The 21,175-nt window shown below is 62.9% G+C and carries 23 protein-coding genes and 1 tRNA gene; 9 read left to right on the top strand and 15 right to left on the bottom strand.

What is annotated here, in order from left to right:
* The first annotated feature begins 5 nt into the window (after window positions 1-5).
* Together pldH and fghA are read left to right on the top strand one after the other, a co-directional pair.
* A complete protein-coding gene (gene pldH, locus LB554_RS05195; RefSeq protein ID WP_140823176.1) occupies window positions 6-752 on the top strand; it encodes a pyridoxal 4-dehydrogenase, SDR-type in 747 nt (248 codons plus the stop codon).
* A gap of 239 nt (window positions 753-991) precedes the next feature.
* Window positions 992-1,828, top strand: coding sequence for an S-formylglutathione hydrolase (gene fghA / locus LB554_RS05200; RefSeq protein WP_015315991.1), 837 nt, complete (start codon window positions 992-994; stop codon window positions 1,826-1,828).
* A gap of 270 nt (window positions 1,829-2,098) precedes the next feature.
* Here fghA and LB554_RS05205 read toward each other — a convergent pair.
* A tRNA-Met gene (locus LB554_RS05205) sits at window positions 2,099-2,175 on the bottom strand.
* Between the two features lie 238 nt (window positions 2,176-2,413).
* Between LB554_RS05205 and LB554_RS05210 the strand changes: the two genes are divergently transcribed.
* Window positions 2,414-3,379, top strand: a complete 966-nt coding sequence (locus tag LB554_RS05210) for a Gfo/Idh/MocA family protein (protein WP_015315992.1) — start codon at window positions 2,414-2,416, stop codon at window positions 3,377-3,379.
* Window positions 3,380-3,422: 43 nt separating this feature from the next.
* Here LB554_RS05210 and mnmA read toward each other — a convergent pair whose 3' ends face one another.
* Window positions 3,423-4,613 carry a tRNA 2-thiouridine(34) synthase MnmA gene (gene mnmA, locus LB554_RS05215; protein WP_140713547.1) on the bottom strand — a complete coding sequence of 397 codons (1,191 nt, stop codon included), beginning with the start codon at window positions 4,611-4,613 and terminating at the stop codon, window positions 3,423-3,425.
* 283 nt (window positions 4,614-4,896) lie between these two features.
* On the opposite strand from mnmA, the gene LB554_RS05220 reads away from it, so the two are divergent.
* Window positions 4,897-5,172 (top strand): DUF1153 domain-containing protein, encoded by a 276-nt coding sequence (locus LB554_RS05220; RefSeq protein WP_006203587.1) that lies wholly within the window; start codon window positions 4,897-4,899, stop codon window positions 5,170-5,172.
* Window positions 5,173-5,349: 177 nt separating this feature from the next.
* On the opposite strand, the gene LB554_RS05225 is transcribed toward LB554_RS05220, so the two are convergent.
* Entirely contained in the window at window positions 5,350-5,547 is a 198-nt protein-coding gene (locus LB554_RS05225) for a hypothetical protein (protein ID WP_224583411.1), read from the bottom strand.
* 315 nt (window positions 5,548-5,862) lie between these two features.
* A complete protein-coding gene (locus LB554_RS05230; protein WP_140617636.1) occupies window positions 5,863-6,240 on the bottom strand; it encodes a flagellar export protein FliJ in 378 nt (125 codons plus the stop codon).
* A gap of 451 nt (window positions 6,241-6,691) precedes the next feature.
* Here LB554_RS05230 and ctrA point away from each other — a divergent pair, with 451 nt between their 5' ends.
* Window positions 6,692-7,387, top strand: coding sequence for a response regulator transcription factor CtrA (gene ctrA / locus LB554_RS05235; protein ID WP_006203583.1), 696 nt, complete (start codon window positions 6,692-6,694; stop codon window positions 7,385-7,387).
* Between the two features lie 122 nt (window positions 7,388-7,509).
* Here the strand turns inward: ctrA and LB554_RS05240 are convergent, their stop codons facing one another.
* Complete coding sequence (locus LB554_RS05240; RefSeq protein ID WP_015315995.1) at window positions 7,510-7,878, bottom strand: PleD family two-component system response regulator; 369 nt, start codon at window positions 7,876-7,878, stop codon at window positions 7,510-7,512.
* Window positions 7,879-8,125: 247 nt separating this feature from the next.
* Entirely contained in the window at window positions 8,126-8,755 is a 630-nt protein-coding gene (gene chpT, locus LB554_RS05245; RefSeq protein WP_015315996.1) for a histidine phosphotransferase ChpT, read from the bottom strand.
* 386 nt (window positions 8,756-9,141) lie between these two features.
* Here chpT and LB554_RS05250 point away from each other — a divergent pair, with 386 nt between their 5' ends.
* Window positions 9,142-9,678 (top strand): DUF1134 domain-containing protein, encoded by a 537-nt coding sequence (locus LB554_RS05250; RefSeq protein ID WP_224583420.1) that lies wholly within the window; start codon window positions 9,142-9,144, stop codon window positions 9,676-9,678.
* Window positions 9,679-9,834: 156 nt separating this feature from the next.
* Window positions 9,835-10,989 (top strand): hypothetical protein, encoded by a 1,155-nt coding sequence (locus tag LB554_RS05255; protein ID WP_141906214.1) that lies wholly within the window; start codon window positions 9,835-9,837, stop codon window positions 10,987-10,989.
* A gap of 46 nt (window positions 10,990-11,035) precedes the next feature.
* Here the strand turns inward: LB554_RS05255 and LB554_RS05260 are convergent, their stop codons facing one another.
* The 5 genes from LB554_RS05260 to LB554_RS05280 form a co-directional block, all read right to left on the bottom strand.
* Complete coding sequence (locus LB554_RS05260) at window positions 11,036-11,830, bottom strand: TrmH family RNA methyltransferase (protein ID WP_224583412.1); 795 nt, start codon at window positions 11,828-11,830, stop codon at window positions 11,036-11,038.
* 101 nt (window positions 11,831-11,931) lie between these two features.
* Complete coding sequence (locus LB554_RS05265; protein WP_015316000.1) at window positions 11,932-12,276, bottom strand: ArsR/SmtB family transcription factor; 345 nt, start codon at window positions 12,274-12,276, stop codon at window positions 11,932-11,934.
* Window positions 12,277-12,447: 171 nt separating this feature from the next.
* On the bottom strand, window positions 12,448-13,209 hold the full coding sequence (locus LB554_RS05270) for a HugZ family protein (protein WP_224583413.1): 762 nt from the start codon (window positions 13,207-13,209) through the stop codon (window positions 12,448-12,450).
* Between the two features lie 111 nt (window positions 13,210-13,320).
* Window positions 13,321-14,082, bottom strand: coding sequence for a 3-hydroxyacyl-CoA dehydrogenase (locus LB554_RS05275; protein WP_015316002.1), 762 nt, complete (start codon window positions 14,080-14,082; stop codon window positions 13,321-13,323).
* A gap of 84 nt (window positions 14,083-14,166) precedes the next feature.
* Entirely contained in the window at window positions 14,167-14,691 is a 525-nt protein-coding gene (locus LB554_RS05280; RefSeq protein ID WP_015316003.1) for a GNAT family N-acetyltransferase, read from the bottom strand.
* Between the two features lie 267 nt (window positions 14,692-14,958).
* On the opposite strand from LB554_RS05280, the gene LB554_RS05285 reads away from it, so the two are divergent.
* Window positions 14,959-15,951, top strand: coding sequence for a glutathione S-transferase family protein (locus tag LB554_RS05285; RefSeq protein ID WP_140823182.1), 993 nt, complete (start codon window positions 14,959-14,961; stop codon window positions 15,949-15,951).
* On the opposite strand, the gene LB554_RS05290 is transcribed toward LB554_RS05285, so the two are convergent.
* The gene (locus tag LB554_RS05290) at window positions 15,952-16,449 is read right to left on the bottom strand and encodes an NUDIX domain-containing protein (RefSeq protein ID WP_015316005.1); all 498 of its coding nucleotides are present in this window, start codon (window positions 16,447-16,449) and stop codon (window positions 15,952-15,954) included.
* 53 nt (window positions 16,450-16,502) lie between these two features.
* Between LB554_RS05290 and LB554_RS05295 the strand changes: the two genes are divergently transcribed.
* A complete protein-coding gene (locus tag LB554_RS05295; protein ID WP_224583414.1) occupies window positions 16,503-17,432 on the top strand; it encodes a metallophosphoesterase family protein in 930 nt (309 codons plus the stop codon).
* On the opposite strand, the gene LB554_RS05300 is transcribed toward LB554_RS05295, so the two are convergent.
* The 3 genes from LB554_RS05300 to LB554_RS05310 all read right to left on the bottom strand — a co-directional run bounded on the left by LB554_RS05300 (window position 17,416) and on the right by LB554_RS05310 (window position 20,952).
* Entirely contained in the window at window positions 17,416-18,030 is a 615-nt protein-coding gene (locus tag LB554_RS05300) for a hypothetical protein (RefSeq protein ID WP_224583415.1), read from the bottom strand. The genes LB554_RS05295 and LB554_RS05300 overlap by 17 nt on opposite strands.
* A 108-nt stretch (window positions 18,031-18,138) precedes the next feature.
* Window positions 18,139-18,939 (bottom strand): alpha/beta fold hydrolase, encoded by an 801-nt coding sequence (locus tag LB554_RS05305; protein ID WP_224583416.1) that lies wholly within the window; start codon window positions 18,937-18,939, stop codon window positions 18,139-18,141.
* A gap of 237 nt (window positions 18,940-19,176) precedes the next feature.
* Window positions 19,177-20,952, bottom strand: a complete 1,776-nt coding sequence (locus LB554_RS05310; protein WP_140617646.1) for a hypothetical protein — start codon at window positions 20,950-20,952, stop codon at window positions 19,177-19,179.
* Window positions 20,953-21,175 lie beyond the last annotated feature (223 nt).

A 21,175-nucleotide genomic window follows, 5' to 3' on the forward strand; every position in this document is an offset into this window, starting at 1 on the left:
ATTTCATGACGGAACGGCTTGCGGGAAAGACGGCGCTGGTGACGGGGGCGGCACAGGGCATCGGCAAGGCGATCGCGGCGCGGCTGGCGGCCGACGGCGCGACCGTCATCGTCAGCGACATCAATGCCGAGGGCGCCAAGGCCGCGGCCGCCGAAATCGGCGGCAACGCGAAGGCGATTGCAGCCGATATTGCCGATCCGGCTTCGGTGAAAGCGCTGTTTGGCGAGATACAGGCGCTCGCCGGCGGCGTCGACGTCCTGGTCAACAATGCCAGCATCGTGCCGTTCGTCGCCTGGGACGATGTCGACCTCGACCATTGGCGCAAGATCATCGACGTCAACCTGACGGGAACCTTCATCGTCACCCGCGCGGCGACCGACCAGATGCGGGCGGCGGGCAAGGCCGGACGCGTGATCAGCATCGCCTCCAACACCTTCTTTGCCGGCACGCCGAACATGGCGGCCTATGTCGCGGCCAAGGGCGGCGTCATTGGCTTCACCCGGGCGCTGGCCACCGAGCTTGGCAAGTATAACATCACGGCCAATGCGGTGACGCCCGGCCTGATCGAGAGCGATGGCGTCAAGGCAAGCCCGCACAACGAGGCGTTCGGCTTCGTCGAGATGCTCCAGGCGATGAAGGGCAAGGGCCAGCCCGAACATATTGCCGATGTCGTGTCGTTCCTGGCCAGCGACGACGCCCGCTGGATCACCGGCCAGACGCTGAATGTCGACGCCGGGATGATCAGGCACTAAGGGCAATCGTCAAGTCCGGCGCCCTGCCGGCCCGATCGCCGGCCATCGAAACGTCTGGCTTTTCGCTGGCCTCCAGCCTCCCGGCTAGGTCAGCGTGTTCGCAAAGCCTGGCGTCTACCGGCGGCATTATCGGGGTGCACCTCGATAACGCCGCCGGGACTTATTAGCGGCTCGCGGTTGCGAGCGACGCATCCGGCAGCTATGCCGGGCCGGGATTTCTTGACGAGAAGGCAGAGCTGATGAAAGTCGTTTCCACGTCCAAGTCGCATGGCGGCGTGCAAGGTGTTTATTCACACGCTTCCGAAGCCTGCGCCTGCGACATGACCTTTGCCGTCTTCGTGCCGCCGCAGGCCAAGGATGGGCCACTGCCGGTGCTCTGGTATCTGTCGGGCCTCACCTGCACTCATGCCAATGTCATGGACAAGGGCGAATACCGGCGTCTGGCGGCCGAGCTCGGCCTGATCGTGGTCTGCCCCGACACAAGCCCACGCGGCGAGGGTGTGGCCGACGAAAAGGATAATTGGCAGTTCGGCTCGGGCGCCGGCTTCTATCTCGACGCGACGCAGCAGCCCTTCGCCAGGAACTACCGGATGCACTCCTATATCGTCGACGAGCTGCCGGCCCTGATCGCCAGCCAGTTCCCCGCCGATATGGAGCGCCAGTCGATTTTTGGCCACTCCATGGGCGGGCATGGCGCGCTGACCATCGCGCTGAAGAACTCCGAGCACTTCAGAAGTTGCTCGGCGTTCGCACCGATCGTTCAGCCGATGACGGCAGACTGGTCGCGGCCGGCTCTGGAAAAATATCTCGGCAAGGACGAGAAATCCTGGCGCGCCTACGACGCAACAGCGCTGATCGAAGACGGGCACCGCTTCGGCGAATTCCTGGTCGATCAGGGCACCGCCGATGGCTTCCTCAAGGACGGCCTGCGGCCATGGCTTCTCGAAGATGCCTGCAAGAAGTCCGGCATCGCGCTCACCTTGCGCATGCAGGAAGGCTACGATCATTCCTATAATTTCATCTCGACCTTCATGGACGACCATTTGAAGTGGCACGCCGCGCGCCTGGCCAAGTAGGAGCACGCCAGGGACCACTCACTCCGTCAGGATCGAGTTCGAGTTCGGCAAGGCCATCCCATAGGCGGTGTCGGCCGCGCCTTCGGCTATGTCGCTGGCGCAGGATCCGCAGGGCAAGAGCCTGAGCACACTGATGCTGACGCGGCGGCGCGGAAATCGGCCGCGAACTCGATCGTTACGCGCTCAAACGGGTATGGCTGCGTGGATAGCAAACCGAGCCAAGGTTCTCGGGCGCCGGAGCCCATTGGTATCTGAAATTATTCTAGAAATTGGTAGCGGGAGAGGGACTTGAACCCCCGACCCCAGGATTATGATTCCCGTGCTCTAACCAACTGAGCTACCCCGCCAGGGCGGCGACAGGCCCGAAATCCGCCTTAAATCGAAAGGCATTTCGAGGCGTTCGCCAAGGTCGCGCGGATATAAGGTTGGGAGGGCGAGCCTGTCAAGCTTCGATGCATTCGATATCAGGGCTATTCTCGATGGGGAAAAGCTTTGCCGCACGAACAGCTGGTTGGTGCCGCCGGGGTTGAGTTCGACGGGGCACGTCGCTATGTCTCGGCCACGAGTTTTTAGAGTTTGAAACAGATGAAGCCGCGCATTGCAGTCCTCGGTTGCGGATACTGGGGCTCCAACCACATCCGCACCCTCAAGGCGCTCGGCGCATTGCACGCGGTTTCCGACACCAATCGGGCTCGCGCCGAAGGTTTCGCCAGCGAACAGGACTGCCTGGCGATCGAGCCGGACCAACTGTTCGTCCGCGATGACATCGACGCCATCATCATGGCCTTGCCGCCGCAGTTCCATGCCGATCTTGCTGTGCGCGCCGTCGAGAACGGCAAGGACGTGCTGGTGGAAAAGCCGATCGCGCTGACGGTGGCCGATGCCGAGCGCTCGGTGCAGGCGGCCAAGGACAATAGCCGCGTGTTCATGGTCGGCCATGTCCTGCGTTTCCATCCCGCCTTCGAGACGTTGAAAGGGCTGATCGACAAGGGCGAGCTCGGCGAGGTCCGCTACATCCATTCGCACCGGCTGGGGCTCGGCAAGTTCCATACCGAGAACGATGCGCTATGGGACCTGGCGCCGCACGATCTGTCGATGATCCTGGCCATCACCGGCACCGAGCCGATCGAGGTGCGCGGCGAGGGAGCGGCACTCCTCGACAATCTCAGCGATTTCGCGCATCTGCACATGCGCTTTCCCAACGGACTGCGCAGCCATCTTTTCACATCGCGGCTCAACCCCTATCGCGAGCGGCGGCTGACCGTGGTCGGAACCAAGGCGATGGCGGTGTTCGACGATGTCGAGCCATGGGAGCGCAAGCTTGCGGTCTACCGCCACGCCGTGTGGCAGGACAGCGGCCAGTGGGCATTCACCACCAATGAGCCGTCCTATGTCGCGGTTGCCCAGGGCATGCCGCTGACGCGCGAACTGGAGCACTTCATCCACTGCATCGAAACGCGCGCCGAACCGCGCACCAGCGGCGAGGAAGCGATCAGGGTGCTGCGCATCCTGACGGCCGGCACCGTCACCCACACCAAATCCACGGCCTGAGGGAAGGCTACGTCGCACTCCTGGTACGATGGGCAGGGGAGAGCTACTCGGCGGGAACTTGCGCCGGCTTCGCGGCCAGTCGGCTCAGCATCGCTTCGGCTTCGGCGCCGCGCTCGGAGCGCACGATGAAGCCGCCGCCGAAGACACGGGCCTCGTTGCCGTCGTCGGAATAGAGCACGCAGGCCTGTCCAGGCGCGATGCCGGATTCACCGTCGGCCAGTTCGACCGAGGCCACACCCGCCTCGTGACGCAGCACGGCCGGCCGTGGCGGCCTGGTCGAGCGCACCTTGGCGAACAGCTCGATGCCGCCGGCGGGCACATCGGCGAGGCCTCCGTCTCCCAGCCAGTTCATGTTGCGCAGATAGATCTTGTGCGTCTCCAACGCCTCGCGCGGGCCGACCACGACACGGGCGCGCTCGGCGTCGAGATGGACGACATAGAGCGGCTCGCCGGACGCGATGCCGATGCCACGGCGCTGGCCGATCGTGTAGCGCAGAATGCCCTCGTGGCGACCGAGCACACGGCCGTCGATATGAACGATGTCGCCTGGGTTGGCGGCAGTAGGCTTCAGCTTGGCGATGATGTCGGAATATTTGCCTTGCGGCACGAAGCAGATGTCCTGGCTGTCCTGCTTGGCGGCCACCGTCAGCCCCATCTCCTCGGCGATGGCGCGAACCTGGGGCTTCGACAGGCCGCCGAGCGGAAAGCGCAGGTAGTCGATCTGCGCCTGCGTGGTGGCGAACAGGAAGTAGCTCTGGTCGCGGTCGGCATCGACCGGCCGGTAAAGCGCCCGGTGGGCGCCATTGGCGCCGGAGCGGATGTAGTGGCCGGTGGCCAGCGCGTCGGCGCCGAGATCCTTGGCCGTGGCCAGGAGATCGGCGAACTTGACCGTCTGGTTGCAGGAAACGCAAGGAATGGGGGTTTCGCCGGCGACGTAGCTCTCGGCGAACGGATCGATGACCGCCTTGCGGAACCGCTCCTCGTAATCGAGCACATAATGGGGAATACCCAGCGTCTCGGAAACGCGACGGGCATCGTCGATGTCCTGGCCGGCGCAGCATGAGCCCGCCCGATGCGTTGCCGCACCATGATCATAGAGCTGCAAGGTGACGCCGACGACATCGTAGCCCTCGCGCTTCAACAAGCCGGCGACCACTGATGAATCGACGCCGCCCGACATGGCGACGACGACGCGGGTCTCTTCGGGGCGTCTGGGGAGGTCGAGACTGTTCATGGTGCTTTCATTTCGCGGCAGCTCAATGCCAATGTCGAGAATATAGGTCAAGCTTTCATGCGGCGCCAGCTTGCAGGCCGACCCCGGCGTGGCGGACGCTGCGAACGGGCACATTTCTCCCGGCTAAAACGGGGCTTCCGGCCGTATATTTCAAATGCCCGCTAAAAGGCTAACGCGGCGTTCACGATCCTTACCTAGTCATTAGGGTCTGCTTAGGCAATTTTTAAAGCTGTGGCGGTAACGTGGCGGGGATTGGGTCTTTGAGTTTTTTGTAGAGAGTACGATGACCGATCTGGTTAGACCTAGAGTCAAATATGTTATCGGGCCTGACGGCAGCCCTCTCACGATTGCCGATCTGCCGCCGACGAACACGCGTCGCTGGGTTATCCGGCGCAAGGCGGAGGTGGTTGCAGCAGTGCGCGGCGGGCTTCTGAGCCTTGAAGAGGCATGCCAGCGCTACAAGCTGACCACGGAGGAATTCCTGTCCTGGCAAGCGTCGATCGACGAATATGGCCTTGCCGGGCTGCGCACCACGCGTATCCAGCAATACCGGCACTAGGCCGGTCTCACCACGAGCAAAGGGCGCGGCATGCCGCGCCCTTTGCTTTCAGTGTCGCCGCTCAGACCGTCAGCGCTACCTTGCCGATCGGCTTGGTTGTGAGAAAGGCGTCGGCGGCTCCCGCCTGGTCGAGTGGAAAAGTCCTGGCGACATGGACGGCAGGCTTTTGCGCGTCGATCAACCCGGCAAGCCCTCGCGGTCGGGCACCACCGACATGCGCTCGACCCTGATATCGCGCGAACTGGCGTCGGCGCGCGCGGCGTCGTTGACGTTCAGCAGTGACGCCAGCACGCCGCCGGCCTGCGGCGTGGGATCGGGCAATTCAGCGGTGACAAGAACGTCGGGTCCGCCAACTGAATTTTGGGGTAATGGCACCCATTAAATCTCTCCTGCTTGGAGAGTAACGGTCTATTGGCCAGCAAATGGCTCGGTCTGGTGGTCTGCGCGCTGCGCAAAGGCCGGCTGCACAATGGCGCGCTTGCCACGCGTCGAATATGAACTAACCGAACTCGCCCACGACCTGGCCTGATATTAGGGATGCCCGGGCGAGGGCCAGCGCCAAAAAGGAGGATTGGGCGGCGTAGGTCTTGCGTGCCAGCAGCGCTTCCGCGGCGGCTTGCTGTTGCCGGTTCGAGCTGTCGCCTGACAGGGCGCGCGCTTGTGCGCCAAATAGCGCCAATGTCTGCCGACTCAGCCGATCATGGCGCTGCGGCCGCCAGTTTCGGTCTCGCGAACCTTGGTATCGCGCGATTCCAGCATCTCAGCCTTGGAAAGCTCCGCTTCAGCTTCGCCGAGTAATGATTCGGCGGCGCTTCGCTGCTGGGCGAGGTCGCCTTGCGAGTTCCTGAGATTGTCGCGGCGCAGGCGCGCCGCCTTGGCGAAGGTCGGATAGGCGAAATGATTGATATCTGTGATGCCGGCTTTCTTTTCCTCGGCGGTGATCTGAAGCTCCAATTCGACGGCCATGCGCTCGAACTCGGCGATCATCATGTCGAGCTGCAGCAGCTGGCGCCGCTTCTCATTCACCTGAAATTGCTTCAGCCGAACGAGGTTTTCACGTGACTTCATGATTCGGTACTCCCGGAAACGCACACCCGCACATATCGTCCAAACCACCTGGAAAGGTCCAAGCGTTGCCCGTATCCACCGGCTTTCCCCGCACTATGGGAAACAAAACCCTAAAGTTTTTTGCCGACGGTAACCATTCGTTTACGGGCATTGTTAATCATACGGGTCAGGGCTTAAGGCCGGGTAAAAATTCCGGCCGCCGAAGCGAAGCCGCGTCGATGAGTCCCTGGAGTCACTTAGTCCGGGTTATTAATGTGCTGCATTAGGAATTTTGGTCTGTGATTCGTTATTAGATTCAAGAGGGTGTAGAAAGGGGTTAAAAAATCTGATACCGTATTGGACGGGAAATTAGGTTTTGTTAACCATTCGATGGCAGCCTCTGCACAAGGCAACCACTGCTCCGGGACAGGACGGGTCGTGAAATGGTCCGGCGGCAGAAAAGGGGAATGAAATGCGTGTTCTGCTGATAGAAGATGACAGTGCAACCGCACAAAGCATCGAGCTGATGCTGAAATCAGAAAGTTTCAACGTCTATACGACAGACCTCGGCGAAGAGGGTGTCGATCTGGGCAAGCTCTACGACTACGACATCATCCTTCTCGATCTCAACCTACCGGACATGTCCGGCTACGAGGTCTTGAGAACGCTTCGCCTCTCCAAGGTAAAGACGCCCATCCTCATCCTCTCCGGCATGGCCGGCATCGAGGACAAGGTACGCGGCCTCGGCTTCGGCGCCGACGACTACATGACCAAGCCGTTCCACAAGGACGAGCTGGTGGCGCGCATCCACGCCATCGTGCGCCGCTCGAAGGGACACGCCCAGTCGGTCATCACCACCGGTGACCTGGTGGTCAACCTCGACGCCAAGACCGTCGAAGTCGGCGGCCAGCGCGTGCACCTCACCGGCAAGGAATACCAGATGCTGGAGCTGCTCTCGCTGCGCAAGGGCACCACGCTCACCAAGGAAATGTTCCTCAACCACCTCTATGGCGGCATGGACGAGCCGGAATTGAAGATCATCGACGTCTTCATCTGCAAGCTGCGCAAGAAGCTCGACGCCGCGTCCGGGGGCCAGAACTACATCGAGACTGTCTGGGGCCGCGGCTATGTGCTGCGCGAACCGGAAGATATCCGCGTCAGCGCCTGAGCGCAGCCGGCAAGGCACTTCTAAAAAACCCGGCTTGGCCGGGTTTTTTGCATTGTGGAGCAATTATTTGTTTTTGTGCGACACGACAGACCACCGCGCGGTTTGCCTGGAACAGCTTCCGTTCAGGCAGCGATTTTCAAGGCGCGAAAACGTTCGAGCAGTTGCGGGCGATTGAAGGGCTTCAACAGATAGCCCTGGGCGCCGGCGCGCTTGGCTCGCATGATCGACGCGATATCGAGTTCGACCAGCGAGATCAGGATCTGCGGCCGGATCGGGCTTTCCATGGCGCGCACGCGCCGGATGAGGTCGACCGCCTGCATATCCGGCAAGGCGCCGTCGATGACGATGATGTCGGGCATGTCGGCGGCGCACATCTCCAGTGCGTCAAGCCCGCTGGCCGCCTCGATGACCATCATGTCGGAACCGCCCAGGATGCGTTTTGCAACCTTCCTGATGACGCTTGAATCGTCGACAAACATGCAGCGTTTCATTTCCGCGTCCTCTTTGCCCTTGGGCGATCCAGTCGTGCGGGGCATCTACGGTGCAGCCTAGACCGATCTGGTAAAGAAGCCGAAAAGCCGTTAGGTAAAATTTTTGCAAAGAAACCGTTCGGCGGGTTTTTCCTTGCGGATGCTTCGGTGTCGACGAGCGGGCAAAGATCATCGCGCCGCGATTGTGGCGTCAATGAAATATTTCAGACTGAAATACTTCGTTTGGTCGCGCTGCCGGCGCCGACTTTCAGGCCACTGAAAGAACGATTTCTTCAGGCGTCGCGTGGATCGAAATCGTCATGTTGGCCTCGCGGGCCAACAGCAGCGTGTAATAAGGTTGCACCGAATGCGCGTCGATCGGCTCTTCCGGCTTGTGGCCGGAATGCAGTTCGAGGAATTTCGGCGGCACACGCAGCATCGGCCCGCTTGCCGAAAGCGAAAAACGCGGCTCGGTTTCGAGATTCTCGAGCGTCACGACCAGCTTGCCGCCGCGCGGAATGGCGGCGTTGGCGACCAGCAGCAGGTTGAGCAGCAGCTTGACCTTGTTCTTGGGCAGCAGCGCACGGGTTCCATTCCAGACCAATTCCGGCTTTTCGTTCTTGAGGAAGGCGATGGCGACGGCCTCGGCATCTCCGGTGTCGATCATCATGCCCGCCGAGCCGGCCGCGCCAAAGGCGATGCGGGCGAACTGCAAACGCGCCGAAGCGTTTTTTGCACTCTGACGGATGAGCCGCATGGCGTCTTCGTCGGCGCCGCCCTCGTCGAGCAGTTCAAGCCCGTTGTTGATCGCGCCGACCGGCGAGATGATGTCGTGGCAGACGCGGCTGCATAAAAGTGCCGCCAGGTCGGGAGCGGTAAGGGTGAACAGATCGGCCATCGGCGAAATCCCTGCAAAATCTTCCATTTGACGGCCGAGCGATCGATCTTCGCGCCTGCCCACACGAATCACGCTTCAACCCAAGGCTTTCTGAATACACAGCGCCCGTGCGTGCAGCAACAAATCCAAAATTGCCGTCATGGCATATGGCGCGTTCACGCAGGCTGCGTGTCCCCTTTGAGCGGCCAAGAGCCTTCGAACCGCCATCTTCATGTGGGAGTTTAATGGTTGAAAAAGGATTACGGCATAGTTTGCCCCTAACAGTCATCCTTAACGGCCGCCTAAAGAGCCGTACGGATGCGAGGCGTCGGCGAAAGTGCTTCATGACGGAGATTGGAAGCATGTTTTCCCGAATCTATGACCGGAGTTTTCTCCGTGTCCTCTCAATGGCGATCGCGCTCATAGGCGTTCTCGTCTTCTCGACATCGCCCCTGCGGGCGCAGGAGTACACCGCTCAGGAGATTGTCGATTCCGGCCACAAGTTCTTCGGCGCGACGTCGGGCGGGTTGGCCACCGTCGTGGAGAAGATTTTCGCCTCCTACGGTCTGCCCAATGGCTACCTGCTTGGGGAGGAGGGATCCGGTGCGCTGATCGGCGGCCTGACCTATGGCGAAGGCACGCTCTACACCAAGAATGCCGGCGATCACAAAGTGTTCTGGCAAGGCCCGTCGCTGGGCTGGGATTTCGGCGGCGAGGGGTCACGCGTGATGATGCTGGTCTACAATCTCGACGATGTCGGCAACCTCTACAATCGCTATGGCGGCGTCGCTGGTTCGGCCTATGTGGTGGCGGGTGTCGGCTTCAACGTGCTGAAGAACAACAATGTGCTGCTGGTGCCGATCCGTACCGGCGTCGGCGCCCGGCTCGGCGTCAATCTGGGCTACCTGAAACTGACCGAGCGGGCGACCTGGAATCCGTTCTGATCCGGCCGATATGAGCGAATCACGGACGGTTCGACCGGATTCCTCAACCGACGACCCGAATGGGCCGCGGCAAGCCCTTGCCGCGGTGCCGGATTTCCGCCATGCCAAGATGGCACGGTCCAGCCTTCCAAGTTGTCGTCGATAACGGGTAGTCCTTTGGTTCAGTCGGTCCTGTTCTTTGCCCTCGGCTTTCTCTGTGCCGGCTTTCTGGCGCTGATGGTGGCTCCCGCCGTCTGGCGGCGTGCCGTCGCACTGACCCGCAGGCGCATCGAGGCCTCCATTCCGCTGACGCAAGCCGAGATCCAGGCCGACAAGGACCGGATCCGGGCCGAATACGCCATGACGACGCGGCGCCTCGAAATCAACGTCAAGACGCTGCGCGAGAAGGCGGCCGAACAACTCGTCGAGATCAATCGCGGCCGCGAGGCGCTGAAGGCGCTGGCGGTCGAGCGCACGGACAAGGACCACGCGCTCGCCGAACTCGGCGCCAAGAACGAAGCGCTTCGACAGCGCGAAGAGGAACTGCATCAGCTTTCGGAGCGGCTCAAGGAAACCGAACGAAAGCTGGAAAGGCGGGCGCTCGATCTCGAGAAGCTGGAGCACATGTATGACGACGCCAGTTTTGCCTCCAGCAGCCGCCAGATCGAACTCGTGGCCCGCGAATCCGAATTGCAGAAGCTTGCCAGCGATATCGTGCTGCTGCGCGGCCAGCGCAAGGAAGCGGATCGGCGCAGCCAGGAGATCGTGGCCGAAAGCAAGGCCGCGCGCGATGCCCTGAAGGCCGAGAAGAAAAGGGCCGCTGAACTCGACAAGAAGGTCCAGCGGCTGCTCGCAACGCTCGCCGACCGTGAGGACAAGCTTGATCGGCGGGAAAAGGAATTGGCGCGGTTGCGGGAAAAATCGAAAACCGAGGACGGCGCACCGGCCCTGCGGCTGGTCGGCAAGCCAGATGAGCCGGCCCGGCACGAGGAGGCCGGCAAGCGCGACGATTTGGACCGGGCGATTGCCAAGCTTGACGGCGACCGCGAACGGCTGGAGGCCAGGCTGACGGCGCTGGCGCGCGAGAACAAGCGCCTCAAGGCGGATCTCGGCGCCGCGGCATCGTCGGGTTTGACGAACGGCAATGGTGCCGCGCTGCGCGAGCAGATGAATGAGCTGGCGGCGGAGGTGGTCCACCTGACGGCCAAGCTCGAAGGCCCCGATTCACCAATCGCCAAGGCGCTCGCCGCGCCGCAGGACAATCGCTCTGCCGGCAACGACCGCAGCCTCGCCGATCGCGTGCGCGCCTTGCAGAAAGCAGAAGCCAACTGACGCCGTGCAGGCTGACGCTTTCGCCGTGTCCTGGCTCACATGATCGTCAGCGCGAGAAATGATGCAGGGCAATGGCCGAGGCGGCAGCGACGTTCAAGCTGTCGAAGCCCTTCGACATGGTGATCCGCACGGTTTGCAGGCGGGCAAGCAGGCTTTCGGGCAGGCCTTCGCCCTCGGTGCCGAGATAGAGTGCCAGCCGCTCGCCGCGCCGTGCATCGCGTATGTCGATCCGGCCGCGCGGTGACAATGCGAACTGGTCATAGCCCCGGCGGTCGAGCTCCGCGGTGAAGCCCGCGGTGTCGGTGAAGGACGCAAAAGGGATCTTGAGCGCGGCGCCGACCGAAACCCGGATCGCCTTGCGGTACAGCGGATCACAGCATGTCCCGTCCATCAGCACCGCATTGGCGCCGAAAGCGGCGGCGTTGCGGAAGATCGAACCCATATTGTCGTGGTTGGCGATGCCGACAGGCACGACGATCAGGGCTTGAGCGGGCAAGGCATCCAGCAATGACCCGGCCGGCTGCGGCGTCTCCTTGCGGCCGATGGCCAGGATGCCGCGGTGCATGTGGAATCCGGCAATCGCGTCCATCACCCCGCTGGCGACGACGTAGACCGGCAGGTCCGCTTGCGCCTTGCGCAGCACCTCCTCCAGGCCGCCAAGCCGGTTTTCCAGGATCAGGATGGATTCGGCGGTGAAGCGGCTCGACGACAAAAGCAGGTCGAGCACCACTTTGCCCTCGGCGACGAAGCGGCCTTGCCGGCCCGCCAGATCGCGCTCGCGAATATCGAGATAGGCTGCGACGCGCGGATCGCGTGGATCGTCGATGCGAATTGGGTCCATGTCCCGCTCAACAATGGAAAGCGCGGTCCGTGCGCCGGGAAAGACACACCAACCACGCTCCGGAAATCGTCAGCGAGGTAAACGACCGCGGCAGCGTCCGGTCAAGTCCCGGCGCGGCGCAACCTCTGCGCCATTTGGGACAGATCCTCCTTGCCGCCGCCGAAAATGCCTTCCAGCATGGCGAGCAGTTCGCGCACGGCATCGGATTTGCAGGAATAGTAGATCATCTGGCGATCGCGGCGGGTGTCCACGAGGTCCAGCGCCCGCAGCTTGGCCAAATGCTGCGAGAGGGCGGATTGGCTAAGCATCACCTTTTCGGCGATGGCGCCGACCGACATTTCGCCGTCGATCAGATAGCTCATGATCAACAGCCGTTTTTCGTTGCCCATCAGCATCAGAAATTCGGCAGCTGATTCGGCGTTGGCGATTAGCTTTGTCGAGACCATTGATGCCCCATGCTGTTTGCTCATCGAGGCGCCATGGGGGCAATGGCGCCTGAATCCATAAATTCACGTGTGAAGGTGCCGACGAGTCAGCACCACACCTAAAGCCTAGAACATTTCTTTCAAATCTCAAGCGTTGCTTTTGATCAAATGCAATTTAATCTCGCTTTGCGCCTAGGATGCCGCCTTGGCGGCCCTCGCCATTTCAACCAGAACGGGACGCAATTCCTGCGAATTTGCCAGTGGTTGTGGGAAGAATACCCGGCAAACATCGTCCCCGGACACCAGATCCATGCCATCGGCGTCCAGCCCGGCGATGCTCCAGCCAGCACCTGGCGCCTTGGCAAAATGATGGGCGTAGTTGGCGATCGCGTCGAGATGGTCCGCATTCATGTGCTCGACGGCTGACTGTTCGCTCGCCGCGAGCTCTTCGACAATCGGCCCGGCGGTGACCAGATCGGCCCGGTCGAGCAGATAGGCCTTGCCGAAGCCGCCGTTGAGACTGGCGCGCTGCGGCTCAAGGCGAAAGATTGAGAAGTCGCCGAGCCCGGCATAGAGGCTCGCCTTGGGATTGCGGTTGAGATAGCGGCGCGCGGCGCGAGCTTGGGCCTGCGAGCCGCGCTCCAGCCGCGAGGCCTGGCAGGCCAGCGTCAGCCGCGGATGCGCCAGCGGATCGCCTTTGCCGGGCTCCCCGAGCAGAAGGGAACAGCGGGGATCGGCAAGCAGGGCCGACGTGTGCGCCGCGAGCATCGACACCAGGATGAGCGGTGCGCCGTCAATGTCGGTGGCGACGCCGACCCGGCTCGCCAGCGGCGCCCCGGTCCCCGGTTCCAGCACCGCCAGGGCGCCGAAACGGGCACTGCGCAGAAGCGTTTTCGCCAGGCGGATCGCCTCGGCGTCGGTCTCGCGGATGACATCCTTCTTTCGATCGTCCAAGGTTTCTCGCCCTGCCAAGTTGATTTCCTATTCCACTTGTCAGCCGATGATGCCGGACTTGGCAAGGGGAGGTGCCCGCGCAAACCGCTTCGCAGCTTGGGGCGACACGCCTTACTTCGGCGCCATGCGGATGGCGCCGTCGAGGCGGATGGTCTCGCCGTTCAGCATCTGGTTTTCGACGATGTGCAGGGCAAGCGCGGCATATTCGGATGGTTCGCCGAGGCGCGACGGGAAAGGCACGGCGGCGCCCAGCGAATCCTGCACCTCCTGCGGCATGCCGGCCATCATCGGCGTCTTGAAGATGCCGGGCGCGATGGTGCAGACCCGAATGCCGGATCGGGCGAGATCGCGCGCCACCGGCAGCGTCATGCCGACGACGCCGCCCTTCGAAGCCGAATAGGCGGCCTGGCCGATCTGGCCGTCATAGGCGGCGACCGAAGCGGTGTTGACGATGACGCCGCGCTCGCCGCCCCGCAGCGGCTCGAGTTTCGCGGCGCGGTCGGCGACCAGGCGGATCATGTTGAACGTGCCGATCAGATTGACCTCGATCACCCTGCGGTACTGGTCGAGCGGATGCGGTCCATCCTTGCCGATCGTCTTCACGCCGATGGCGATGCCGGCGCAATTGACCAGGATGCGCGGCTCGCCCAGCTTGGCGGCAGCCTCGGCCAGGGCGGCGACGGCACTGTCGGCACTCGCGACGTCGCACTGGACGGCGATGCCGCCGATCTCGGCCGCGACCTTGGCCGCGCGCTCGATGCCGACATCGAAGATGGCAACGTTGGCTCCCTTGGCGGCAAGCGCACGAGCGGTTGCCTCGCCAAGGCCGGAGCCGCCGCCGGTCACGATTGCTATCTGGCCGCTGGGATTCATGGCGTCATCCTTCCCGTGAGAATGGGCTTGCTATCAAACAGGGACGGATCAGGCCCGGATTGAAAGGCCGGGTCAAGCCATCGCCTAGACGTGCTCGGCGGCCCTGGCCTGGCTGGCGTGACCGACCTCGCCGGAAAGCCTGGCAACCGCGCCGGGCGTGATCTCGTGCGACAAAAGGCGGTCGAGGTCGACAGGCCTAGGCATCGAAATCTGACCACGGGGGATGCGCTTGAAGCCGAGCGGCCCGTAATAAGGTTCGTCGCCAACCAGGATGACGGCCGGCGCGCCAGCCTTGGCGGCCGCCTCCAGCGCGATCGCTACCAGCCGGCGGCCGATGCCGAGGTTCTTGAAGGCCGGCCGTACCGCGAGTGGCCCAAGCATCAGCGCCCGGCCGGCCCCCGCCGCTATGCGGGTCATGCGCACCGAGGCGACGACGAGGTCGCCGTCGACCGCGACAAAGGACAGGGCGCGCTCGTGGCCGCCGGCCTCGCGGATCTTGTAGGCGGCCAGCACGAAACGGCCGGGGCCGAAGGCCTCGTCGTTAATGGCTTCGATTTGAGGGTCATGCGCCGGAGTTTCCGGCAGGTATTTCACGTCGGCAAGGCTCATGGTCTTTGCGTTCCGGTAGAGGAGGAAAGGTTGCTGCAAACGGCAGCATTCGCCAGTCAGCGCTTCATCAAGCGCGGGCGCCCTTTCGTCGTCGGTCAAACCGGATCAAAGCAAAGTCGAACATGCGGAGTGTCCGCTAGCATCAATTTTGCGCCGCCGCAATCGACCCGTTCGCTGGCACTACCGATTGACGATCTGTTCAGCCCTGGATGCTTTCCGCCTTGCCGCATCGCGCCCTACATGACGGGAAACCCGAAAGGACAATTCATGGGATTGCTCGTCGACGGCAAATGGCAGGATCGCTGGTACGACACGAAGAACAGTGGCGGCAAGTTCGTGCGGGCGCAGTCGCAATGGCGCGACTGGATCACGCACGACGGCAAACCCGCCGAAGGCCGCAGTCGCGGCTTCAAGGCGGAGCCCGGCCGCTATCACCTTTACATCTCACTCGCCTGTCCCTGGGCGCACCGGACGCTGATTTTTCGCACGCTGAAGAGGCTGGAAGGCATCATCTCCGTCTCGGTGGTTCACCATTTCATGGGCGCGGACGGTTGGACGTTTCTCGCCGAGGACGGCGCCACCGGCGACACGCTCTATGGTCTCGACTTCCTGCACCAGATCTACACCAAGGCCGATCCTGCCTATTCAGGCCGGGTGACGGTGCCGGTGCTGTGGGACAAGAAGGAACAGACGATCGTCTCCAACGAATCCTCCGAGATCATCCGGATGCTCAATTCGGCCTTCGACGAATGGGGCGACGCCAGCTTCGACTTCTACCCCGAGGCCTTGCGCGGCGAGATCGACGCGATCAACGGGCTGGTCTATCCCGCCGTCAACAATGGCGTCTATCGAGCCGGTTTCGCCACCACGCAAGCGGCCTATGAGGAGGCGTTCGGCGCGCTGTTTTCGGCGCTCGATACTCTGGAACATCGCCTTTCCAGGCAGCGCTACCTAGTGGGTGATCGCATCACGGAGGCCGACTGGCGGCTGTTCACCACCCTGGTGCGCTTTGACCCGGTCTATGTCGGACACTTCAAGTGCAACCTGCGCCGCATCGCCGACTATTCGAACCTGTCGAACTATCTGCGCGACCTCTATAGCGTGCCTGGCGTCGCCGGGACCGTGAACCTGCGCCACATCAAGGCGCATTATTACGGCAGCCACGAGACCATCAACCCGACCCGGATCGTGCCGGTCGGGCCGACGCTCGACTATGGCGCGCCGCATGATCGGGCGCGGTTCGGAAGGGCTGCTGCCTGACTACCAATAGGGCGATGCTGGCACGTTGGCGAAAATTTCGGCGATCCGCCGCAGCGTTGCCGGCGTCGTGCCCTCCGGCAGGCGATCGAGCGGGAAAAAGCCGGCCTCGGCGATTTCATGGTCTGGCAGTTTCGGTGCGGTGCGGCTGAAATGCTCGACGAGGTAGAAGCCGACATGGTCGCGCCGGCTGGCACGGCGGTTGAAATGCATCGATTTGAGAATCGGCGCGTCCGTGATCTGGATGTTGCCTTCCTCGTAAAGTTCGCGCGCCAGCGCTTCGGCCATCGTCTCGCCGACCTCGACGCCGCCGCCGGGAAGCTGCCAACCGGGCACATAGGTATGGCGGATGAGGAAGACGGAATTGGTGGCGGCATCGTGGATCAGGCCGCGCACACCGAGCGTCATTGGCCGCCGCAGCACGAAATAGAGATGGAACAGCCGGGCCCTCAAACCCGCCCAGCCGGTCTGGCGGAACGGAGCCTCCTCGTCGCTCGCCATCAGTAGCGAAACCGTGGGTGGAAAGGGGCGCGCACGTCGCCTATGAAGGAGGGATGTTCAGGCTCGCGCATATTTCCGATGTCCATCTGGGGCCGCTGCCCGATGTATCCTATCGCGATCTCGCCTCCAAGCGCGTGCTCGGTTACGTCAACTGGCAGCGCAACCGCCGCCGCCACATGCACGACGCCGTCATCGACGCCATCGTCGCCGATATCAAGGCGCAAAACCCGGACCATCTCGCCGTCACCGGCGACCTCGTGAACCTGGCGCTCGACGGTGAGATCGAGATGGCCAAACACTGGCTGGAGACGTTGGGGCCACCGCGTGACGTTTCGGTGGTGCCGGGAAACCATGATGCCTATGTGCCCGGCGCCTTCGACAAGGTCTGCCGGTCGTGGGCGGCGTGGATGAGCGGCGACGGTGTCAACACGCCGGTCGACCGCAATGCCTTCCCCTATCTGCGCGTGCGCGGCAATGTCGCGCTGATCGGGGTCTCGACGGCGCGCGCCACGGCGCCCTTCATGGCCAATGGTTTCTTCATGGAGGGGCAGGCGGCTCGGCTCGGCAAGATACTCGAGAGCACGGCGAAGCAAGGGCTGTTCCGCGCGATCATGATCCATCATCCGCCCCTGCGGGGCGCCGTCTCCCAGCACAAGCGGCTGTTCGGCATCGCCCGCTTCCACAAAATCGTCCGTCGCCATGGCGCGGAGCTTGTGCTGCACGGCCATTCGCATCTGCCGTCGCTGTTCCAGATTGGGCTTCGCGGTGCAAAGATCCCGGTCGTCGGCGTCGCCGCCGCCGGCCAGGCGCCTGGCGGCAATCACCCGGCAGCACAGTACAATCTGTTCGATATCGACGGCGAAAAGGGTAACTGGCGTATCCACCTGACGCGGCGCGGTCTGACCGGACCGTCAATGCCGCCTTCCGACCTGCAGAGCCTGGAACTCGGGGTCGAGCCCGGCGAGGCTATGGCCGCCAGTTGAGAACCATGGCCGAGATGCGGTCCCACAGCAGCGCGGCCGACACCGCCAGACCAACCAGCGCGCCGGCGGCGACCAGCCCAAGCCCGGACAGGAAGGCCGACCAGCCCTTGCCTTGCGTCGATGCTCGCAGCGGTGGCTCGGCTTCCGCGACCTGGGCGCGTTTCATGCCGGCGACCGCCGGCTCGACGCCACCTTCCATCATCCTCTGGCGCTCGACGATGCGCTCGGCCACATAACGCGTCACGGAATCGGCGACCAGCTTCATCTCGGTCGACTCGGCAAGCACGACCCGGCCAATGCGTGTATCCTTGAGGAAGCGGTAGGTGCGACGGTCGCGTCCCATCGCGACATGGCTGACGGCGTCGATCCACAGGCGCGGCTGCAGCCCCGAGGAGACGACAAAGTCGAAATTGTCCATGTCGGCTGGAACGTCGGCGAAGATGGGCGCGAGGTCCGCGGCCAACAGGTCCAGGCGCATGCGGTGCGCCTCGCGCATGTCGACGACGACATCGTCGCGGTCAGCGAAGGCATTCTTCACATCACGGATGGCATCGGACAGTTTCTTTGACGGATCGATCTTCTCGCCTGCGTCCTTCATCGGCGTGGCCTCGCGGGTTTGGTTAACAGGCAGTTAACACAGCCGAAGGCAAAATGCACTCGCGAGATCAAGACGGCAAGGCGCCCGCTTGGTGCCGCGCGGGACGTCTCAGCCGGTCGCAGCGAGTTTCGGGCGCAAGGGCCTGGCGCGGCGGTTCGTGTTGCGCTGGATGATCGCGGCGACCAGATCGGGCGCCTCCTCGATCAGCATATGGCCAGCCTCCAGCACGTGGTGCACGTGAAATCGCGCGGGCAGACCATCCATTTGGGTAACGGGTAGCATCGGGTCATTGCTCCCCCATACCACCATCACCGGCATGGTCAGTGTGTCCAACCGGTCGTGCGGGATGACGCCCTGCCGGTCGTCGCTGGTCATGGCGGCAGCAATCTCGATGAGTTTCTCCACCTGGCCGGGTCGCTCGCGCATGTCGCGAAGGGTATCCACGGTGCGGTCGACGGCGCGCGTCAGCGGTCCCGACATCGCGCTTAGGCACGCCCGGATGTCGGAGGGATCCCATGAGGCGGCAAAGCGGCGCAACAGCGGGCCGTTGATCTCGGGGCCGAAGCCGCCCGGCGCCAGAAGTGTCAGCGAGGCCACCCTCTCGGGTTCGGCCAGTGCCATCAGCGTCGCCACCGCGCCGCCCATCGAGTGGCCCACCAGATGAACGCGCTTCACCGATCGCGCGGCAAGATCGGTCAGGACGGCCCTTGCCGCCACCTTGGCCGGGCCGGCGCCGGGGAAATCGAGCGACAGCCCGTGCCCCGGCAAGTCATAAGCGAGTGTGCGCACCGCAGGCGACAGCGACGGGATCACTTCGTGCCAGACACCGTGGCAGCCGCCAAAACCATGCAGCAGGGCGATGGCCTTCGAGCCAGCACCCTGTTCGGTGGCGTGAAGCGATGCGATCATTGAAATGTGAAAGCTTATTACGGGACGGGAAGATTACGGGACGGGAAGATGGGAATGCGGCTGGATTGCTCCTTGTCCAGCACGATGGCCAGTAAAATTTTCGCGACGACTGGCGTTTGCGCTCTCTCGACCTTGCGAAGTCGCCTGACAAAGCCGACAAATCCGTCGTATCGGGGGTTTGCCACCTACTTTCGGCGCCAACAATTCGGTTGGTCCAAACAACCCGTTGGTGGGACGTCAGCTCGCGTTGCCGAGGCCCGCCGCGCGCAGGGCCCCAACCAGCCGCTCGGTCAGATCGGGCGGATATTTCCGGTCGATGAAGGTCGCGCGCGGATCGGCGGTGAATTTCGGAAATTTGGCGGTTAGCTCGTCGAGCAGCTTGCGCGCCAGATTGTCCTGGCCGGCGATCTTGGCACCGATCAGCCGGGCTGCAAGATAGTGCGATTTGGTTGCGGTTGTTCTCAAAGAGGAACTGGCGATGGCGGCCTTGTTCGTGTCGCCAAGCATGAGTTCGCCGGCGAAAAGTCCGAAATCCCACCATGTCGGATGACCGCTGGAGGCGTCCACCGCCTGGGCCAGGATCGGCGTCCCCTCGGCATACCTGCCAGCGAAAATCAACCCATAGCCGTAAGCTGCGGCCATGGCGAGATCGTAGGGATTGAGGTCATAGGCCTTGCGCATCCAGCGCAGCGCCTCGTCAGCGTTGCCAAGACGCGAATTGATGTAGCCGTAGGAGCGATGCGCATAAGGACTGGTCGGTCCCATCTGCACGGCGCGATGGGCAAATGTCATCGCCTTCTCGATCGTGGCATCCGGCGGATAGGCGTAGTGGTCGTTCACGGCCTCCAGGTGCAGCGAAGCGAGTTCCGAGTAGACCAGCGGTGACTTGGCGCCGCGTTCGGCGAGGGTTTCGAGGCAGCGATAGGCGGCCTCGTGGGTCCGGGCGTTCTGGTCGAGATAATATTTGTCGTTGAGCGTCAGGCATTGCGTGAGGACGGTCTGAATGCCGCTCTGTTCGATATAGCTGTAGATCGTGCCGGAAGCGGGAAGAGCGGACGTCAAAATGCCGGCTATACGGTTCTCGACGGCGGTCGGTGCGCTGTCGGCGGCGGTCAGGTTGCGCGACAAAAGCACCCGTCCGGTCGCCACGCTCTGCAGTTCAATCGTGATTTCGCCCGTATCCGGCCCAGGCAGAATATCGAAGATGAAGCTTGTGGCATTGGTGGCCGGATCGGTCGTGGCGACCGCGTCGCGACCGATGAAGTCGATCGTATCGAAACCGCTCAGGCCGGCGCGCAGCGATGCGGCGACACGGCTGGCATCCGTGCCACTGGCCTTGACGGCGATGTAGACGAGCGGCAAGGCCTCGCTGGCGGGAGACGGCTCGATGCTGCCGGTGAGGCCTGCGGTCTCGAGCGTGGCCGCAAGGTCGCCGCCTGCCAGCAGCGCACCGCTGCCCTGACGCAGGATCAGAACACCAAGCATGGCGATGACGACGGCGATCGCCATCCAGAAGAATCTGAGGTGACGTGCCACCGACGGCGCCGGCGCAACCATCGGTGCCAGTAAGGCAGGGGCCGCAATGGCACTCTCGGCAGTGCCGCGTTGCGCCGATGGAGCCGCCGCCGCTCCCGTCTGGATGGCGAGTTCGGCCGTCTCAGGCAAGCGGATCGCATTGAGCTCGTAGGCCGGGACATAGCCGCCGCGCGGAATGGCTATGCGGACAGGCTCGGCAACACCTTCATTGGCGAAATATTGCTGCAGCAAGTCGCGCAGCCGGCCGGCCTGAACCCGCACCACCGCATCGGTCGAAGGATCGAAATCGCCGTCCTTGCCGAAGACATCCATGGCGATGGAAAAGCCCTTGAGCCTGTCGGCTTCGCCTGCCTGTTCGCGCTCGACAAGATAACGCAACAGCTTGCGTGCCCGTTCGGATCTTCCGAACGTTTCGCTGGCAAGCAGTCGCTCCAATGTTTCGCGCACTGCGGGGGCGGCAGGCGTGGCATGCTGCAAGTGTCGATCCTCTCGAAGTCGGCACAGGTTAAGGCACGGATCATATAATGCCCGCACCGCCATACAAGTATACACCCATTATGCGATCGCGTACCCCACCGGATATTTTGCCGGTGGTTAATGAGCCGCGCGCGCGAGACGGCCAGGACGCCGGAGCAATCCTATCGAATCCCATGGATGCCAAGACCTTGTTGAGGCCCGAAGAATGGCGGGGGGGGGGGGG

The sequence above is a fragment of the Mesorhizobium sp. CO1-1-11 genome, assembly GCF_020164995.1.
In the GTDB taxonomy this organism is placed as follows: domain Bacteria; phylum Pseudomonadota; class Alphaproteobacteria; order Rhizobiales; family Rhizobiaceae; genus Mesorhizobium; species Mesorhizobium australicum.

What these genes read in the sequence shown, in the direction of transcription:
- fghA (WP_015315991.1), top strand. Translation starts at nt 992, where the DNA reads ATGAAAGTCGTTTCCACGTCCAAGTCGCATGGCGGCGTGCAAGGTGTT.
- LB554_RS05220 (WP_006203587.1), top strand. Translation starts at nt 4,897, where the DNA reads ATGACCGATCTGGTTAGACCTAGAGTCAAATATGTTATCGGGCCTGAC.
- LB554_RS05250 (WP_224583420.1), top strand. Translation starts at nt 9,142, where the DNA reads ATGGCGATCGCGCTCATAGGCGTTCTCGTCTTCTCGACATCGCCCCTG.
- LB554_RS05275 (WP_015316002.1), bottom strand. Translation starts at nt 14,082, where the DNA reads ATGAATCCCAGCGGCCAGATAGCAATCGTGACCGGCGGCGGCTCCGGC.
- LB554_RS05240 (WP_015315995.1), bottom strand. Translation starts at nt 7,878, where the DNA reads ATGAAACGCTGCATGTTTGTCGACGATTCAAGCGTCATCAGGAAGGTT.
- LB554_RS05260 (WP_224583412.1), bottom strand. Translation starts at nt 11,830, where the DNA reads ATGGACCCAATTCGCATCGACGATCCACGCGATCCGCGCGTCGCAGCC.
- LB554_RS05265 (WP_015316000.1), bottom strand. Translation starts at nt 12,276, where the DNA reads ATGGTCTCGACAAAGCTAATCGCCAACGCCGAATCAGCTGCCGAATTT.
- LB554_RS05305 (WP_224583416.1), bottom strand. Translation starts at nt 18,939, where the DNA reads ATGATCGCATCGCTTCACGCCACCGAACAGGGTGCTGGCTCGAAGGCC.
- LB554_RS05300 (WP_224583415.1), bottom strand. Translation starts at nt 18,030, where the DNA reads ATGAAGGACGCAGGCGAGAAGATCGATCCGTCAAAGAAACTGTCCGAT.
- pldH (WP_140823176.1), top strand. Translation starts at nt 6, where the DNA reads ATGACGGAACGGCTTGCGGGAAAGACGGCGCTGGTGACGGGGGCGGCA.
- LB554_RS05290 (WP_015316005.1), bottom strand. Translation starts at nt 16,449, where the DNA reads ATGGCGAGCGACGAGGAGGCTCCGTTCCGCCAGACCGGCTGGGCGGGT.
- LB554_RS05210 (WP_015315992.1), top strand. Translation starts at nt 2,414, where the DNA reads ATGAAGCCGCGCATTGCAGTCCTCGGTTGCGGATACTGGGGCTCCAAC.
- mnmA (WP_140713547.1), bottom strand. Translation starts at nt 4,613, where the DNA reads ATGAACAGTCTCGACCTCCCCAGACGCCCCGAAGAGACCCGCGTCGTC.
- LB554_RS05295 (WP_224583414.1), top strand. Translation starts at nt 16,503, where the DNA reads ATGTTCAGGCTCGCGCATATTTCCGATGTCCATCTGGGGCCGCTGCCC.
- ctrA (WP_006203583.1), top strand. Translation starts at nt 6,692, where the DNA reads ATGCGTGTTCTGCTGATAGAAGATGACAGTGCAACCGCACAAAGCATC.
- LB554_RS05285 (WP_140823182.1), top strand. Translation starts at nt 14,959, where the DNA reads ATGGGATTGCTCGTCGACGGCAAATGGCAGGATCGCTGGTACGACACG.
- chpT (WP_015315996.1), bottom strand. Translation starts at nt 8,755, where the DNA reads ATGGCCGATCTGTTCACCCTTACCGCTCCCGACCTGGCGGCACTTTTA.
- LB554_RS05280 (WP_015316003.1), bottom strand. Translation starts at nt 14,691, where the DNA reads ATGAGCCTTGCCGACGTGAAATACCTGCCGGAAACTCCGGCGCATGAC.
- LB554_RS05230 (WP_140617636.1), bottom strand. Translation starts at nt 6,240, where the DNA reads ATGAAGTCACGTGAAAACCTCGTTCGGCTGAAGCAATTTCAGGTGAAT.